The sequence below is a fragment of the Amycolatopsis anabasis genome, from assembly GCF_009765355.1.
GTDB lineage: Bacteria > Actinomycetota > Actinomycetes > Mycobacteriales > Pseudonocardiaceae > Amycolatopsis > Amycolatopsis anabasis.
Window position 1 is genome coordinate 18,665 of the sequence record NZ_VTHK01000084.1, and the last position, 14,815, is coordinate 33,479.

Below are 14,815 nucleotides of genomic sequence, written 5' to 3' on the forward strand. Positions count from 1 at the left end.
GTGATCTCGGTGTCGGTGGGTTCATGCCGACCACGTTGGGGACCGTTGCCTGTGCGGATCGCGGGGAACCCAGTCGCTAGAGCAAGCTTGACACCGCGTCCGCGAACGCGTCCGGAGCTTCCTGCGGCACGTTGTGCCCGATCCCGGGCAGCAGGCGGTGCTCGTACTCGCCGGTGAAGTACTCGCGGTCCTCGGCCGCGCTGGGGCCGCCGATGCCGTCAGCGCCGCTTTCCAGCACGATCGCGGGGACCGTGATCGGTGGTTCGCCGGCGATGCGGTCTTCCAGGTCCTGATACCGGGGGTCGCCCTCGGCGAGCCCGAAGCGGTGCCGGTAGGAGTGGATCACGACGTCGACGAAATCCGGGTTGTGCAGGCTCGGGGCGCTGGCGGGGAACGCCTCGGCCGCACCCGTCCAGGTGGGGGACCAGGTGCGCCACAGCAGCGCGCAGAGTTCGTCGCGGTTGCGGTCCAGGCCGCGGCGCCCGCGTTCGGAGTGGAAGTAGTACTGGTACCAGTAGGTGCGTTCCCATTCCGGCGGAGCCGGTTCTCCGGCATACGCGAGGTTCTGGACGTTGTAGCCGTCGACGGTGACCAGACCGGCGATCCGGTCGGGCCAGAGCGCGGCCGCGATGCAGGCCGCCCGGCCGCCCCAGTCGTAGCCCGCGACGATCGCCTTCTCGACGGCCAGGGCGTCGAGGAACTCGAGGAGATCCCGCGCGAGCGCGGCCTGCTGCCCGGACCGGACCGTGGCGGCGTCCCGGAACCGGGTCGAGCCGAAGCCGCGCAGGTACGGCGCGAGCACGAAGGCGCCCCGGCCGGCGAGGAGCGGGGCGACCTCGTCGAACGCCCGCACGTCGTAGGGGAACCCGTGGAGCAGGACCACCGGAGTTCCGCCGGGGTCACCCGCGGATTCGTAGGCGACGTCCAAAACGGACGTGGCGGCCTGACCGTGGGACGAGAATGCCATGCGGTCATCCTCGCATGATCGCGAACGGGGCGTTCACTCGAACAGCGCAAGGCCGGAAACCGGATACTACTGGGGGCAGAAATCCGTTGCGCGGGCGTTACGCGGCCAACCCGGCAGGCGGTGGCCGAAGCCCGCCCGTGCCCGCGGATTCGGTGTCACGCTTGCCCTTCGTGCCGCAGTTTCCAGGTGGGGACGAGCTGGCGGCCGAACTCGTCGAAGTCCACCCACACCCAGTCCGGCCGGAGATCGGGCACGCCGTGCACGACCTGCCCGCGGTCGTCGACCCGAGGGCCCAAGACCATTTCCACCCGATCCCCCGGCTCGAACGACTGCGCCACTCCAGGAGTCACACCAGTCATAGTGCCTACGGTACGGCAGAACGCGGTCACCGTCAGTGGGCGTTCTCGTACACCACCCGGCAGCACTACTGGTGGAAGCGTTAGGTGACCATCCACAGTGGATGGTCGCGCCGCCGCGGCCGTGCACGTGCTCCCGCACGGGTTCGCGGCTGTCACCCCGACCGGCGATCGTGCCGGAACCGGCCCTCGCCCGGACCGGGTGATCTTGCCCTGTGGGATCGCCGCTCCCGCCGATTGACGGGTGCGCGCCGGTTCGGCTGGACTGCGCTCGGGAGGAAGTTTCGATGAGCCACGTGATCAGCACCGACGCCGAGGCCGTCGCGGTCGCCCGCGAACTGGGCGCCCGGTTCGCCGAAACCGACGCGCGGCGCGATGCCGAACGCGTCCTGCCGCACGAGCAGATCGACGAACTGTCCGCGTCCGGGCTGCTGTCGATCACCGTGCCGCGCGAGTACGGCGGTCCCGGGGTGTCCGCGCGCACCGTGGGGGAGGTGTTCGCCGAGCTGTCGGCCGGGGACGCCAGTATCGGCCAGATCCCGCAGAACCACTTCTTCTTCCTCGACATCGTCGCGCACAGCGGAACCGAGACCCAGCGCAAGTTCTTCTACAACGAGGTGCTGGCCGGCCGCCGGTTCGGGAACGCGTTGTCGGAAAAGGGCAGCCGGACCGCGCGGGACTACCGGATCGCGTTCCGCCGCACCGCGGACGGGTTCTTCCTCGACGGCACCAAGTACTACAGCACCGGATCGCTGTTCGCGCACTGGATTCCGGTCTACGCCAACGACGAGGAGGGGCGCCTGCACGCGGTGTGGGTCCCGGCCGACCACCCGGGCGTGCGGATCGAGGACGACTGGGCCGGGATGGGTCAGCGCACGACCGGCAGCGGCACCGTGCGGTTCGACGCGGTGACCGGGCCGGACGAGCACGTGGTCCCGGTGTACCCGATCTTCGAACGGACCGAGACGTTCGGCGCGTTCGGCAACTACCTGCACGCGGCGATCGACCTCGGCATCGCGGTCGCCGCCCTGCGCGAGGGCGGGCACCTCATCCGCACGATCGCCCGGCCCTGGTGGGAGGCCGAGGTCGACCGCGCGGCCGACGAGCCCGCGGTGGTCGACCGGTTCGGTGAACTGGCCTTGCTCGTCCGCGGCGCCCGCGCGCTGGTCCGGGAAGCGGGGGAGGCGATCGATTCGGCCCGGGCCGATCTCACCGAGGACACCAGCGCGGAAGCTTCGGTGGCCGTCGCCGCGGCGCGGGCGCAGGCCGACACCGCGGCACTCACCGTGTCCAGCGAGATCTTCGCGCTGATCGGCACCCGCTCGGCCGCCGACGAGTTGAACCTGCACCGGCACTGGCGCAACGCCCGGACCCACACCCTGCACGACCCCCGCCGGTGGAAGCTCCGCCACCTCGGCGCGTGGGAACTGAACGGGATCGCCCCACCCCGCAACGGAATCGTCTAGGCGTACCGGTAGCTCGGCACTACGCCGCGCTCACCACGTGCAGGTTCAGGCTGGCGCAATTGTCGTTGGGGTCGTAGACCCAGGCATCCGTCCGGTAGCTGAAGCGGTAGCCGTCCTGGAAACCCCTCGGGAAGCTGCCGAGCTTGTGGTAGCGGTACGAGCCGTCGGCGTAGCGGTCCCACACCGACACCCGTCCGGATGCCCTGTTCCAGAAGGAATAGGTGTGGTCCTGCAGGCGCGTGCCCTCGAAACGCCACCCCTCGCAGGGGGCGTAGTCCCCGCCGAACCGGTAGAGGTAGCCGGAGTAGTTGTCACCGGTCCAGAAGCAGACGCGGAATTCGACACAGCTCCCCATGGTCGCCGACGCGACGATGTTGACGTAGGGCGCGACCGCGGGCGCCGCCGAGGTGTGGGGAACGGCGGCCGTCGCGGTGGACGTGGTGACGGCGAGCGACGCGGCTCCGGCGGCCAGCGCGGTCGCGGTTCGTCTCAGCGCGTGTTTCATTTCGATCTCCCAATCGTTTCCGGTGGAAGACCAAAAGGTAAGCGTCCGGTCCTGCGGAATTCTGGAGGTCACATGGAAGTGGTTCAGGAAGACCGCGGCGAGATCAGCGCGTACCTGAGCTCAAGGATCAGCGGGGATCGGTCGTCCGGTAGATCGTGGTGAGCCAGATGTTGAGCAGCACGTCGACCACGTCCCGTTCGGCCACGGCCGGGTGCTCGTCGCCGAGGGTCGCGTGCAGCACCCGTTCGTTCATCGAGTTCAGGGCGATGGCGATGTCGCGGGCGGGCAGCCCGCCGGGCGCCGCGCCGCGGGCGCGTTCGGCCTCGATGGCTTCGGCGGTGCGGCCGATCCAGCCCGCCATCACCCCGGCCCACAGCTGCCGGACCTCGGCGTTGGTCGCCCGGACCTCGGCGCACGCGAGGGCGACCGCCCGGTGCGAGCGGAAGGTTTCGTAGATCGCGGTGAGGCAGGCGCGCCAGCGCTGTGCCGGGTTCCGCCCGGCCTGGCCGAGGAAGTCGAGGGACGCGGCGTCGGCCTCCTCGGCCACGCGGTCGAGCAAGCTGAGCAGGACGGCGTTCTTCGAACGGAAGTAGAAGTAGAACGTCGGCCGCGAGATGCCCGCGCCCAGCGCGAGGTCGTCGATGGAGATCTCGCTCAGCGGCCGTTCGGCGAGCAGCCGCTCGGCGGTGGCCAGGATGGCCAGCTCCCGCTCGTCGCCGCTGGGCCGCCGCGAGCGCCGGCCGCGGGCCGGGCGCGTCCGGGTGGCGGCTTGGTCGGACCTCATGGTCGCCCACCGTACAACCACCGCCCCACGTGCATCAACACAGTGTCGAATCACTCGACACCATGTTGACCATGTTGACCTACTGTTGGTAAGTTACGGGGCAGCATCGACTGGCCGCCGCAGCCGGAGGAGACGGGGAATCGCATGCCGCTCGAACACGTCGACGTCCTGATCGTGGGTGCCGGTCTCTCCGGAATCGGCGCCGCCTGCCACCTCCGCGCGGAGTGCCCGGGCAAGTCCTTCGCGATCCTCGAGGCCCGCGACGCCATCGGCGGCACGTGGGACCTGTTCCGCTATCCGGGCATCCGGTCCGATTCGGACATGTTCACCCTCGGCTACTCGTTCAAGCCGTGGACGGACGCCAAGTCGATCGCCGACGGCGAGTCGATCCGCGAATACGTCCGGGAGTGCGCACGTGAGCACGGTGTGGACGAGAAAATCCGGTACCACCACCGGGTCGTGCGATCGGAATGGTCCAGCGACCGAGCGCGGTGGACGGTCGAGGCGGAGCGCGCGGACACCGGCGAGACCGTGCGCATGACCTGCGACTTCCTCTACGTCTGCTCCGGTTACTACCGCTACGACCAGGGATTCGCCCCCGAATTCCCGGGCGCCGACCGGTTCACCGGCCGGATCGTGCATCCCCAGCACTGGCCGGAAGACCTGGACTACACCGGCGAACGCGTGGTCGTCATCGGCAGCGGCGCCACCGCGGTGACGCTGGTGCCGGCGATGGCCGAACGGGCCGCGCACGTCACCATGCTCCAGCGTTCCCCGAGCTACGTGCTCGCATTACCGGCGACCGACCCGCTCGCCGACCGGCTGCGCGGCCTGCTGCCACCGAAACTCGCCTACCCGATCGTGCGCTGGAAGAACGTGCTGTCCGCCATGGCGTTCTTCCAGCTCAGCCGCCGCAGGCCGGGGTTGATCAAGAAGTTCCTGCGCAAGGAGGTGCGCAACCGGCTCCCGCGGGACTTCGACGTGGACACCCACTTCCGTCCCCGGTACGACCCGTGGGACCAGCGGGTGTGCTTCGTGCCGGACGGCGATCTGTTCAAGGCCGTGCGCGGCGGGCGGGCGTCGATCGTCACCGACACGGTCGAAACCTTCACCGAGCACGGGGTTCGGCTCGCGTCGGGGAAGGAACTCGAGGCCGACATCATCGTCACCGCCACCGGCCTGAACCTGCTGGCCATCGGCGGGATGTCGCTCTCGGTCGACGGTGAACCGGTCGAGATCGGCAAAACGCTGGCGTACAAGGGCATGATGCTGTCCGGCGTGCCGAACTTCGCCCTCACCCTGGGCTACACGAACGCGTCCTGGACGTTGAAGGCGGATCTGGTCGCCGGGTACGTCTGCCGGTTGCTCAACCACATGAGCAAGCACGGCTACCGGTCCGCCACGCCGACCGCCCCGGCGTCCCCGGGCCCGCTCGAACCGCTGATCGACCTCAAGTCCGGTTACGTGCTGCGCAGTGTCGGCCAGCTGCCCAAGCAGGGCCCGGCGGCGCCGTGGCGGCTGCACCAGAACTACCCGCGGGACATCCTCCTCATGCGGTACGGGCCCGTCGACGACGGCATCCGGTTCTCCGGCGCCCGGTCCCCGGCGACCACCGAAAAGGCGGCGGTCTAGCGGATCAGCGTCCTTGCAGGGCCTTGACGTTGTTCCCGAACGTCCAGCCCTTCGATCCGTCCCAGTTGAGGGACCACGTCATCAGTCCCTTCAACGAGCCGTTGAAGGCGCGCCATGCCTGGGACACCAGGCTCGTCGACATGTAACCGCCCCCGGCTCCCGGTTGCGCGGGCAGTCCCGGGGCTTGCTTGTCGAACGGGACCCGGATCGTGGTGCCCTGGATGACCAGTCCCTTGTTCAGGCAGTTCGTCTGCGCGGTGAACCCCTCGACCGTGCCGGCGGAGTACGAGTCGCCCGAGCAGCCGTACATGCTGCCGTTGTAGTACTGCATGTTCAGCCACCAGAGCCGGCCGTTGTCGGCGTATTTCTTGACTATCGGCAGGTAGGCTCCCCAGATCGAACCGTAGGTCACGCTGCCGCCGGTGACGTACGCCGTCTCGGGCGCCATGGTCAGCCCGAAGTTCGCGGGCATCTGGGCGAGCACGCCGTCGATGATGCGGATGAGGTTGGCCTGCGAGGTGGAAAGCTGGTTGATGTTGCCGCCGCTGGTGAGGCCGGTTTCGATATCGATGTCGATCCCGTCGAAATTGAATTTCTTCAGGATCGGCACCACCGTGCTGACGAACCGGTCGGCGACGGTGCTCGAGCTGAGATCGATACCCGCCGTGGCGCCGCCGATCGACATGAGAATGGTGAGCCCGGCCGCCTTGGCCTGGCACATCTCGGCCGGGGTGGCGACCTTCACGGTCGAGTCCATCCCGTCCTCCCACAGGACCGTGCCGTCCGAGCGAATGACCGGGAACGCCGCGTTGAGCACGTTGTAGCCGTGCTCGCGAATTCGGGGGTCGGTAATCGGCGTCCAGCCGAACGGCGGGTGCACGCCGTTCGACGCGCCGTCCCAGTTCTCCCAGTATCCCTGGAGCACCTTTCCCGGTGGTTTCGATTTCACCGGACAGGTTTCGTCCGCCGCCGCGCTCACCGGCCGCGGCCCGCTCGGGGCCGCCTCGGAGACCGAAAGTGGAACGGCGAACGCGATCGCCAGGCCGATCGCCAGCAGACGTGCAGTCCGGCCAGCCATACCCCGACTCCCTTCCCGTTTGTGATGAGGTTCCATCACAACTGTTTATGGCAATGAGATCGGCGGAGCACGATAGGTCTTCCGCCGATTGCCGCACGCATGAAGACAGTCAACCAAGAATGGGATTGGAAGTATACTCGGCAATTTTAACAGAATTGGAGACCGGGCCACCGGCCTATTGTGGTTTGTTCCGCGCGGTCCGCGAGAAGCGGAATCACGTCCGGCTCACGCGGTGGTCGCCGCACGTTTGCGGCGGCGGTAGGCGGCGGCCTTGGCCCGGCTGCCGCAACCGTCCATCCCGCACCAGCGCCGGGATCCGGCCCGGGAGCGGTCCACGAACATCCGGCTGCACTCCGCGCCGACACAGCCCCGCAGCCGGGTGTGGTCGTCCCCGCCGAGCAGTTCGATCGCCGAGCGCGCGATCGTGGCGAGCACGCTGTCCAGATCGCCGTGCCGCGTCTGGCGCCCGGCGCCCAGTAGCCGGGGTTTGACCGGCGGCGCCGCCGCGAGCAGGTTGATCAGCCGCAGATCGGGTGCGCCGGGCCGCTCTCCGCGCAGTACGGCCCGCGCGGCGCGAAAGATGGCTTCCCGCAGGGCCAGCGCGCTCTCGAAGCCCGCCCGGTCCACCGGGACCCGCGCGTCCGCTGCGCACCGGCAGCGCGATCCAGCTCGGGGCGTCGACCGTGCTCGTCTCGGTGCCCTGCTCGCCACCTACCGGGGCAACCGCGTGAGAGGATGATCTTGTGAAGTCCTTGCCTCACGAGCCGAGTCGCTTCGAGATCGCCGTCGCCGCCGCGGTGGCGGCCGCCGTCGGGATCCTCGCCTTCGTCCTGGTGGGCATGGAGGTCTTCGCGGTCGCCCTGTTGACCCTCCCGGCCGCGGGGCCGGTACTGCTGGACGCGGCGGCGCTCGCGGGGGTGTGGCTCGCGGTGCGCGGCCGCCGGACCGCGAAGGGATTCGGCGCCGGGCTGGTGATCGGTTGCGTCCTGTTGGCGGTCCTGACTTCGGGGGCGAGCGTTGGCCTGGACATCTTCGACTGACCGACGGCTTGCCGGCCGCGGAAGGGAATGACCTCATTGCGCCCCCTCACTCGCCGCGCGTTTCTGGGCGTGGCAGCACTCGCACCGTTGGCCGGATGCACGGCGGGCGAGACGACTCCTGCTCCTCCCGCCACTTCGTCGGCTGCGGCGACCGAGCGCCACGATCGCCTGGCCGAGCTGGAACGGAAGTTCGACGCGCGCCTGGGCGTGTATGCGCTCGCCACCGGTACCGGCGCCACCGTCGCCTACCGGGCGGATGAACGGTTCGCGTTCTGCTCGACGTTCAAGGGCCTGGCGGCAGCGGCGGTTTTGCACCGCAACCCGCCGGCGCACCTCGACGCGGTGGTCGCGTACACCGAAGCCGACCTCATGAAGAGTTCCCTCATCACCAGGCAGCACGTGGCCACGGGAATGACGATCCGCCAGCTGTGCGACGCCGCGGTCCGCTACAGCGACGGCACGGCCGGCAACCTCCTGCTCCGCGACCTCGGCGGGCCGGCCGAGCTGACGGCCTACACGCGGAGCCTCGGCGACACGGTCACCCGGATGGACCGGATCGAGCCGCTGATCACCGAAGCCACCCCGGGAGACCCGCGCGACACCACTTCTCCCCGGGCCATCGGCGCCGACTACCAGCGAATCGTGCTGGGGGACGCCCTGCCCGCGGACCACCGCGCCTTTCTCCGCGACCTGCTGGAACGTAACGCCACCCCGGCCGGCGCCCAACGCATCCGGGCCGGTGTACCGCAGGGCTGGACCGTGGCCGACAAGACCGGGACCGGTGACTACGGCACACTCAACGACATAGCCGTCGTATGGCCCCCGAAATCCGCGCCGCTGGTCATCGCGGTCATGTCCAGCAAAGCCGCCAAGGACGCCAAATACGACCAGGCACTCCTGGCCGAGGCCGCCGCCTACGTGGTAGCCGCTCTCACCTAGGGCGGTATCCGGGTGGGGAACCCGCCTACCGAAACGGGAAACTCGCACGTCCGCAGCGGGGAACTCGCGGCAGGCGGAGACTCGCTGGCGCGAGTCCCCCGTTCCGGTCGCGTGTGTTCCCCGTTCCAGTCGCCGAGTTCCACACTCAGGCAAGTGAACTGCACACTCGGGACCACCCCGCGACACCGGTCGGCTCCCCGGTGGCCACCGCGATCGGGAACCCGCCGGATACCTACCGCACCCCCCGCATCCGGCAGCCCGAGTGCGCCCTAAGGGTTCCCATACGCACAACCCGCGTGCCTGAGTGTGCAACTCGCGGCGGGTCCGACACGGCGCACGGGGTATGCCTGCGAGCACGCCATTCCGGCTTATTGGTTGGGTTGGTGGCGGATTCGGCGGTACCGTGCCCGCTGGAACCATGCAAATGCATGGACATCGAGCTTGGGGAGGATCGCGGTGCAGATCGGTGTTTTCGTGATCGGGGACATCAAGCCGAACCCGCACACCGGTGTCGCGTTGACCGAGTACGAGCGGATTCACGAGATCATGGCCATCGCGCAGCATGCCGAGGAGGCCGGGTTCGACGTGTTCGCGATCGGCGAGCACCACGATCCGCCGTTCGTGCCGAGTTCGCCGACGACGATGCTGGGGTACGTGGCGGCGCGGACCGAGCGGATCATCCTGTCCACCTCGACGACGTTGATCACCACGAATGATCCGGTGAAGATCGCCGAGGACTACGCGATGCTGCAGCACCTGGCCCACGGGCGGGTGGATCTGATGCTGGGGCGGGGCAACACCGCGCCGGTGTATCCGTGGTTCGGGCGGGACATCCGCGACGGGATCCCGCTCGCGATCGAGAACTACCACCTGCTGCACCGGTTGTGGCGGGAGGAGGTGGTCGATTGGGAAGGCGAGTTCCGCACGCCGTTGCGGGGGTTCACCGCCACCCCGCGACCGCTGGACGGGATCCCGCCGTTCGTCTGGCACGGTTCGATCCGCAGCCCGGAGATCGCCGAACAGGCGGCGCGCTACGGCGACGGCTTCTTCGTCAACAACCTCTTCCTGCCCATGGCGCATTTCGCCGAGCTCGTCGACCACTACCGCGAACGCTTCGAGCACTACGGGTACGGTTCGGCGGAGCAGGCGATCGTCGGCGCGGGCGGTCACGTGTTCGTGCGGCCGCGGTCCCAGGACGCGATCGGGGAGTTCCGGCCGTATTTCGCCAATACGCCCATCGCCGCCACGGGGTCGCTCGAGGAGGTCATGGATCGGACCGCGCTGACCGTGGGCAGTCCGCAGGAGGTCATCGACAAGACCCTGTCCTTCCGCGACCACTTCGGCGACTACCAGCGCCAGCTGTTCATGGTCGATCACGGGGGAGTGCCGCTGAAGATCGTGCTGGAGCAGCTCGACCTCCTCGGTGCCGAAGTCCTGCCGACCCTGCGCGAGGAATTCGACTCGCGGCGGCCCTCCCACGTCCCGGAGGCCCCCGCGGTGGGCAGGGTGTAGGTGACGATGAACGGGGCGGGCCGCGGTCTCAGCTCGCGCGCACGGTTTCCGTCGTGGCGTAGCGTTCGCGGGCCTGCGCGGGAGTGACCGTCTCGGCGCGTTCCGGCGCTTCGGCCCGCGGGTGTCGCTGTGCGAGATGGCGGCCCGGCTGGTCCTCACCGATCCCGGCCACTTCCAGCCGGACCGGTTCGTCGCCGCCGTCCGCGCCGCGATCGTTCTCACTCGGCGGTCCTGAGCCGCCGGGAGACTTCACGGTGATCAACGGCCGCCCGTGAAGGCGGTGTTGCCGTGCGGTAACGCGCCGCGAGGTATTCCGAAACATCCTCCTCTTATGTTTTTCCGGAAATCTCACCGGCGAGAGAGGAATCCATGGTATTCACACCCGTGAAATCCGAGGCCAGAACCGGTCGATGGATCACCGGATGGAATCCCGAGGACACTGAATTCTGGGACCGCGAAGGCAAGTACATCGCGCGGCGAAACCTGATACTTTCGATATTCGCCGAGCATCTGAACTTCTCCGTCTGGAGCATCTGGTCGGTGCTCGTGCTCTTCATGTCACCGAAGATCGGCTTCCATTTCGACGTCGGCCAGAAACTGCTGCTGACGACCACGCCCACCGCGGTCGGCGCGCTCCTGCGGTTGCCGTACGGCTACGCGGTGACCCGATTCGGCGGGCGGAACTGGACGGTTTTCACCACCGCCATTCTGCTGGTGCCCACATCGCTGGCGTGCTATTTCGTGCAGCGGCCGGACACCCCGCTGTGGGTTTTCCTGGTCATCGGCGCGCTGACCGGGGTGGGCGGTGGCAACTTCGCCTCGTCCATGACCAACATCACCGGTTTCTTCCCGCAGCGCCACCAGGGCTGGGCCCTGGGTCTCAACGCGGGCGGGGGCAACATCGGCGTCGCGGTGATCCAGATCGTCGGCCTGGTGGTCATCGCCACCGCCGGAGACGTGCACCCCGCCTACGTCTGCGCGATCTACCTGCCGTTCATCGTGCTCGCCGCCCTGCTGGCGGGGTGGAAGATGGACAACATCGACGCGGTGCGGACCGCGCCGGGCGCGCAGCGGGAAGCGGTCGCCGACGCCGACACCTGGTGGATCGCCCTGCTCTACATCGGCACGTTCGGCTCGTTCGTCGGTTACAGCGTGGCCTTCGGCCTGGTGCTGCAGGCCCCGCCGTTCAACGCCTCGCCGCTGCAGGCGGCCCAGTGGACGTTCCTCGGCCCGCTGCTGGGCTCGCTGTTCCGCCCGGTCGGCGGGTGGCTGGCCGACCGCTGGGGCGGGGCCCGCATCACCTTCGGCAACTTCATCGCCATGGCGGCGTTCACCGCCCTGCTGCTGGCCGTGTCCGAGCAGAAGTCCTTCCCGCTCTTCGTGGCCGTGTTCACCGTCCTGTTCGCGCTCACCGGACTCGGCAACGGCTCGGTCTACAAGATGATCCCCGGGATCTACGCGAGGAAGGCCGAGGCCCTGGTCAGCTCGGGTGGCTGGGACGCCCGGGAGGCTTTCGTGCGGTCCCGCCGCCTCGCCGGTGCGGTGATCGGGATCGCGGGCGCGATCGGCGCCCTCGGCGGCGTGCTCATCAACCTGGCCTTCCGCGCCTCCTACGGCGGCTCCGCGCAGAGCGGCGCGTCGGCCTTCGTCGTGTTCCTCACCTACTACGCGGTGTGCATGGTGGTGACCTGGGCCGTCTACCTCCGGCGGCGCAGGCTCGTCCCGGCGGCGGCCGCCACCTGACAAGCGCCGGGTGTCTTCGGGCCGCTTCCGCGGTCCGAAGGCGCCCGGAACGCGTCTTTTCGGCCGATTGACGCGTGCATGGCACGATGCCAGGCTCGGCAACCCGGACGTGCCACAGGGGGAGGGACACGGATGTCCGAGCGGGGCATCGGCGCACCACCCGCGGGTTTCGTTCGAGCCTTGCTCCGCGGGGGTTCCCCGGTCTTCGCCGGTCCGTCGATGCCGGAGTCGGCGACGATCGAGGAGATCGGCGAGTCCATGCTCGCGCGGGCCTGCCGGTACTCCGTCCTCGGCGCGCTGCTGTACCGGATCGCCGCGTTTCCCAAGGTGCTCGTCGGTTTCCTCACTGCGAACGGCGCGATCGCGCTCGCCCCGCTGCTGAGCACGTCGATCGTGGCGGTGGCCCTGAACGTGGTGGCCGCCGGCTGGGTGCTGCGCGGGCCGGGCATCCGGGCGAGCATGATCGGCCGGATCTTGGCCGCCGATCTGGCGATCGGTGTGGTGATCACGCTGATCGTCGCGGTCACCGCCCCGGACCCGGTTCAGGCGTTCGCCGTCGATGTGGCCTGGACGTGGGTGGTCGGGACGATCGCCCTGTGCACGGTCACCTACGGGGTGCCGTACGCGTTGTGGCTGCTGCTGGCCGCCGTGCCGTTCCGGGCGCTGCTGAGCTGGGTCGGCGGAATTCCGCTGGACGACGAACTCGCGCTCCGCCGCTCGATCGGTTGCCTGATCGCCTTGGTGGTGGCGATCGTGACCGCCAGTGCCTTCCTGATCGTGGTCGGCGTCGGCGGCCGGTTCGCGCTGCTCACCGGTTTGCGGCGGGGCCAGCAGGCGGAGCGGCAGCGTACCCGGCGGATCATGCACGACAGCGTGTTGCAGACGCTGGAGGCGCTGGGCATGGCAACGTCCAAAGACGACAGTCGTGCGCCCGAACTGCTCGCCCAGGTGCGCGCGGCGGCCCGGGCGCAGGCCGCCGAACTGCGCCGGGAACTCACCGAAGCCGAGCCACCCGGCGCGTCGGCCAGCCTCGCGGCGGACCTCGCCCACTTGGCCGCCGAGATGGCCCGCGACGGCCTGCACACCCAGCTGGTGGCCGCGGAGATCGACCAGGACTACGCGCTGTCGCAGGCGCGGCGGACCGCGATGCGCGACGCGGTCCGCGAGGCGCTGCGCAACACGGTCAAACACGCCGGTACCAAACAGGTCGTGCTGCGGGTCGAGGAGCGGGACGGCGGCATCGCGGTGGTGGCGCGCGACCACGGGCAGGGCTTCAGCACGGCGGACCGGCCGCCCGGTTTCGGCATCAAGCAGTCGATCATGGCGCGGCTGGCGGAAGTGGGCGGTCGCGGCACCGTGGAATCCACGCCCGGTCGCGGCACCCGGGTGACCCTCTGGGTGCCGCGTTAGGCCGGTTCGAATCCGGTCGCGGCGCAGACCTGCTGGATTTCCGCGGCGGGGTAGGGGGCGGTCCTGGTTTCGAAGAACAGTTTTCCGTAGAACTCGTTCAGCACCGCGGCGATCGGCGCGTAGCGCTGGACGATCGCGGCGGCCGGGCCGGGAAGGTTTCCGATGTCGCCGCGCTCGGCGCAGCGCCGGACGAACTCGACGCGTGCGGACCGGTCGGTCGTTCCGGCCAGCGCGGTCACCAGCCAGTTGACCCACTGGGTCACGACGTAGCACCCGTCGTGCGTCGAGTTCCGGCCGAGGAAGTCCGCTTCGGATTCGGCGAGGTCGAACCGCGTGGACGTGGCCAGGCCGAAATCCGAGAAGTAGAGGCGGTGCCCGTCGGTGAGGATGTTCTGGAAGTGCGCGTCGAAATGCCACAACCCGTGCGAGTTCATGAACGACGTCCCCGCACGCAGGTCGCGTTCCACCAGGGCGAGCGCGTTTCCCTCGTGCGGGACCCGCTCGGTGAGCCAGTCGTGCAGGTTCCACGGGAGGTGTTCGCAGAACAGCACCACGCTCGCCGGAGCCCCGGCGAGCGCCTCCAGCCGCGCCCGCACCGCCGGGGAGCCGTCCCAGTACTCGACCCACCGCGTGATCTCGTCCCGCTCCCCGGGCGGGCGCGCGGGCGGGCCGTCGAGCACCCGCCAGTGGTACAGCAGCGGGAAGTTCTCGCTCCGGTTGGTCAGCACCCAGTGGGTGGTCATGGCGTGCGCGGCCAGTTCGCGCCAGACACCGCCGCCCGCCGACCCGACGCCGTAGTGGTAGAACGGCGGGAGCCCGAACAGGTTCGCCGTGGACCGGACGTTCTCCGGGCGCCGCTCCAGATCGGTGAGCGGCACCCGCTTCGCGAAGACCGGCGTGCCCTCGACCTCCAGCGACACCGAGGTGCCGCCGATCCCGGTCCCCAGCGGCGTCGCTCGATCCACGAGTTCGCCCACCTGCCGGTCGCTGAGCAGGTCCAGGGCGGTGGCGACGACGCCGTAGCGGGCGAGGCGCGCGGCGTGGGACGGGTCCACTGGCACCACCATGAACGGGGCCCCCTGCCTTGATCGACTTCGGCGAGGCTACCCCAGCGAGATGCCGTGGATGGCCTTCAGTTCGCCCCGCAGCATCGGTGACACGGTGACCGGGTAGTCGTCGAGGGCGTACCGGGTCCGCCGCGTCCGGCCGACGAGAGTGAGGTGGACCGGGGTGTCGCCCTGGTGGGCGAGCAGGGTCGATTTGAGTTCGCCGACCACCGATTCGTCGAGCTTCTCGGCCGCGGCGACCAGCAGGAACGGTGGTACTTCTTCGCCGACGGCGGCGTCGGACAAATCGAGTGGAATCAGGCCGCCGCCGAAGACG

At 69.3% G+C, this 14,815-nt stretch carries 16 protein-coding genes; 7 read left to right on the top strand and 9 right to left on the bottom strand.

Features of this window, described 5'->3' with window-relative positions; all coding sequences use genetic code 11:
- Positions 1 to 76: 76 nt before the first annotated feature.
- Positions 77 to 967: an alpha/beta fold hydrolase gene (locus tag FXO23_RS46860; protein ID WP_158895020.1), complete on the bottom strand. Its 891-nt coding sequence runs from the start codon at positions 965 to 967 to the stop codon at positions 77 to 79.
- Positions 968 to 1,122: 155 nt separating this feature from the next.
- Positions 1,123 to 1,317, bottom strand: coding sequence for a hypothetical protein (locus FXO23_RS46865; protein ID WP_218952383.1), 195 nt, complete (start codon positions 1,315 to 1,317; stop codon positions 1,123 to 1,125).
- Positions 1,318 to 1,610: 293 nt separating this feature from the next.
- Here FXO23_RS46865 and FXO23_RS46870 point away from each other — a divergent pair, with 293 nt between their 5' ends.
- Entirely contained in the window at positions 1,611 to 2,789 is a 1,179-nt protein-coding gene (locus FXO23_RS46870) for an SfnB family sulfur acquisition oxidoreductase (RefSeq protein ID WP_158895024.1), read from the top strand.
- A gap of 19 nt (positions 2,790 to 2,808) precedes the next feature.
- Here the strand turns inward: FXO23_RS46870 and FXO23_RS46875 are convergent, their stop codons facing one another.
- Positions 2,809 to 3,294 carry a peptidase inhibitor family I36 protein gene (locus FXO23_RS46875; RefSeq protein ID WP_158895026.1) on the bottom strand — a complete coding sequence of 162 codons (486 nt, stop codon included), beginning with the start codon at positions 3,292 to 3,294 and terminating at the stop codon, positions 2,809 to 2,811.
- Positions 3,295 to 3,421: 127 nt separating this feature from the next.
- Positions 3,422 to 4,078 carry a TetR/AcrR family transcriptional regulator gene (locus FXO23_RS46880; RefSeq protein WP_158895028.1) on the bottom strand — a complete coding sequence of 219 codons (657 nt, stop codon included), beginning with the start codon at positions 4,076 to 4,078 and terminating at the stop codon, positions 3,422 to 3,424.
- A gap of 144 nt (positions 4,079 to 4,222) precedes the next feature.
- Between FXO23_RS46880 and FXO23_RS46885 the strand changes: the two genes are divergently transcribed.
- Positions 4,223 to 5,710, top strand: a complete 1,488-nt coding sequence (locus tag FXO23_RS46885; RefSeq protein WP_158895030.1) for a flavin-containing monooxygenase — start codon at positions 4,223 to 4,225, stop codon at positions 5,708 to 5,710.
- A gap of 4 nt (positions 5,711 to 5,714) precedes the next feature.
- Here FXO23_RS46885 and FXO23_RS46890 read toward each other — a convergent pair whose 3' ends face one another.
- The gene (locus tag FXO23_RS46890) at positions 5,715 to 6,788 is read right to left on the bottom strand and encodes a chitinase (RefSeq protein ID WP_158895032.1); all 1,074 of its coding nucleotides are present in this window, start codon (positions 6,786 to 6,788) and stop codon (positions 5,715 to 5,717) included.
- A 225-nt stretch (positions 6,789 to 7,013) separates the two neighbouring features.
- On the bottom strand, positions 7,014 to 7,499 hold the full coding sequence (locus tag FXO23_RS46895) for a CGNR zinc finger domain-containing protein (protein WP_343034599.1): 486 nt from the start codon (positions 7,497 to 7,499) through the stop codon (positions 7,014 to 7,016).
- Between the two features lie 32 nt (positions 7,500 to 7,531).
- Between FXO23_RS46895 and FXO23_RS46900 the strand changes: the two genes are divergently transcribed.
- The 3 genes from FXO23_RS46900 (at position 7,532) to FXO23_RS46910 (ending at position 10,279) form a co-directional block, all read left to right on the top strand.
- Positions 7,532 to 7,828: a hypothetical protein gene (locus FXO23_RS46900; protein ID WP_158895036.1), complete on the top strand. Its 297-nt coding sequence runs from the start codon at positions 7,532 to 7,534 to the stop codon at positions 7,826 to 7,828.
- Between the two features lie 27 nt (positions 7,829 to 7,855).
- Positions 7,856 to 8,767 carry a class A beta-lactamase gene (bla, locus tag FXO23_RS46905; protein ID WP_158895037.1) on the top strand — a complete coding sequence of 304 codons (912 nt, stop codon included), beginning with the start codon at positions 7,856 to 7,858 and terminating at the stop codon, positions 8,765 to 8,767.
- Positions 8,768 to 9,223: 456 nt separating this feature from the next.
- On the top strand, positions 9,224 to 10,279 hold the full coding sequence (locus tag FXO23_RS46910; RefSeq protein ID WP_158895039.1) for a CE1758 family FMN-dependent luciferase-like monooxygenase: 1,056 nt from the start codon (positions 9,224 to 9,226) through the stop codon (positions 10,277 to 10,279).
- A gap of 28 nt (positions 10,280 to 10,307) precedes the next feature.
- Here FXO23_RS46910 and FXO23_RS46915 read toward each other — a convergent pair whose 3' ends face one another.
- The gene (locus tag FXO23_RS46915; protein WP_158895041.1) at positions 10,308 to 10,541 is read right to left on the bottom strand and encodes a hypothetical protein; all 234 of its coding nucleotides are present in this window, start codon (positions 10,539 to 10,541) and stop codon (positions 10,308 to 10,310) included.
- 107 nt (positions 10,542 to 10,648) lie between these two features.
- On the opposite strand from FXO23_RS46915, the gene FXO23_RS46920 reads away from it, so the two are divergent.
- On the top strand, positions 10,649 to 12,022 hold the full coding sequence (locus FXO23_RS46920; protein WP_158895043.1) for an MFS transporter: 1,374 nt from the start codon (positions 10,649 to 10,651) through the stop codon (positions 12,020 to 12,022).
- Between the two features lie 132 nt (positions 12,023 to 12,154).
- Entirely contained in the window at positions 12,155 to 13,432 is a 1,278-nt protein-coding gene (locus FXO23_RS46925) for a sensor histidine kinase (protein ID WP_158895045.1), read from the top strand.
- On the opposite strand, the gene FXO23_RS46930 is transcribed toward FXO23_RS46925, so the two are convergent.
- Positions 13,429 to 14,499 (bottom strand): protein kinase family protein, encoded by a 1,071-nt coding sequence (locus tag FXO23_RS46930; RefSeq protein ID WP_158895047.1) that lies wholly within the window; start codon positions 14,497 to 14,499, stop codon positions 13,429 to 13,431. The genes FXO23_RS46925 and FXO23_RS46930 overlap by 4 nt on opposite strands.
- Positions 14,500 to 14,535: 36 nt before the next feature.
- On the bottom strand, positions 14,536 to 14,815 hold a 280-nt coding region (locus tag FXO23_RS46935), incomplete at its 5' end, for a hypothetical protein (protein WP_158895049.1).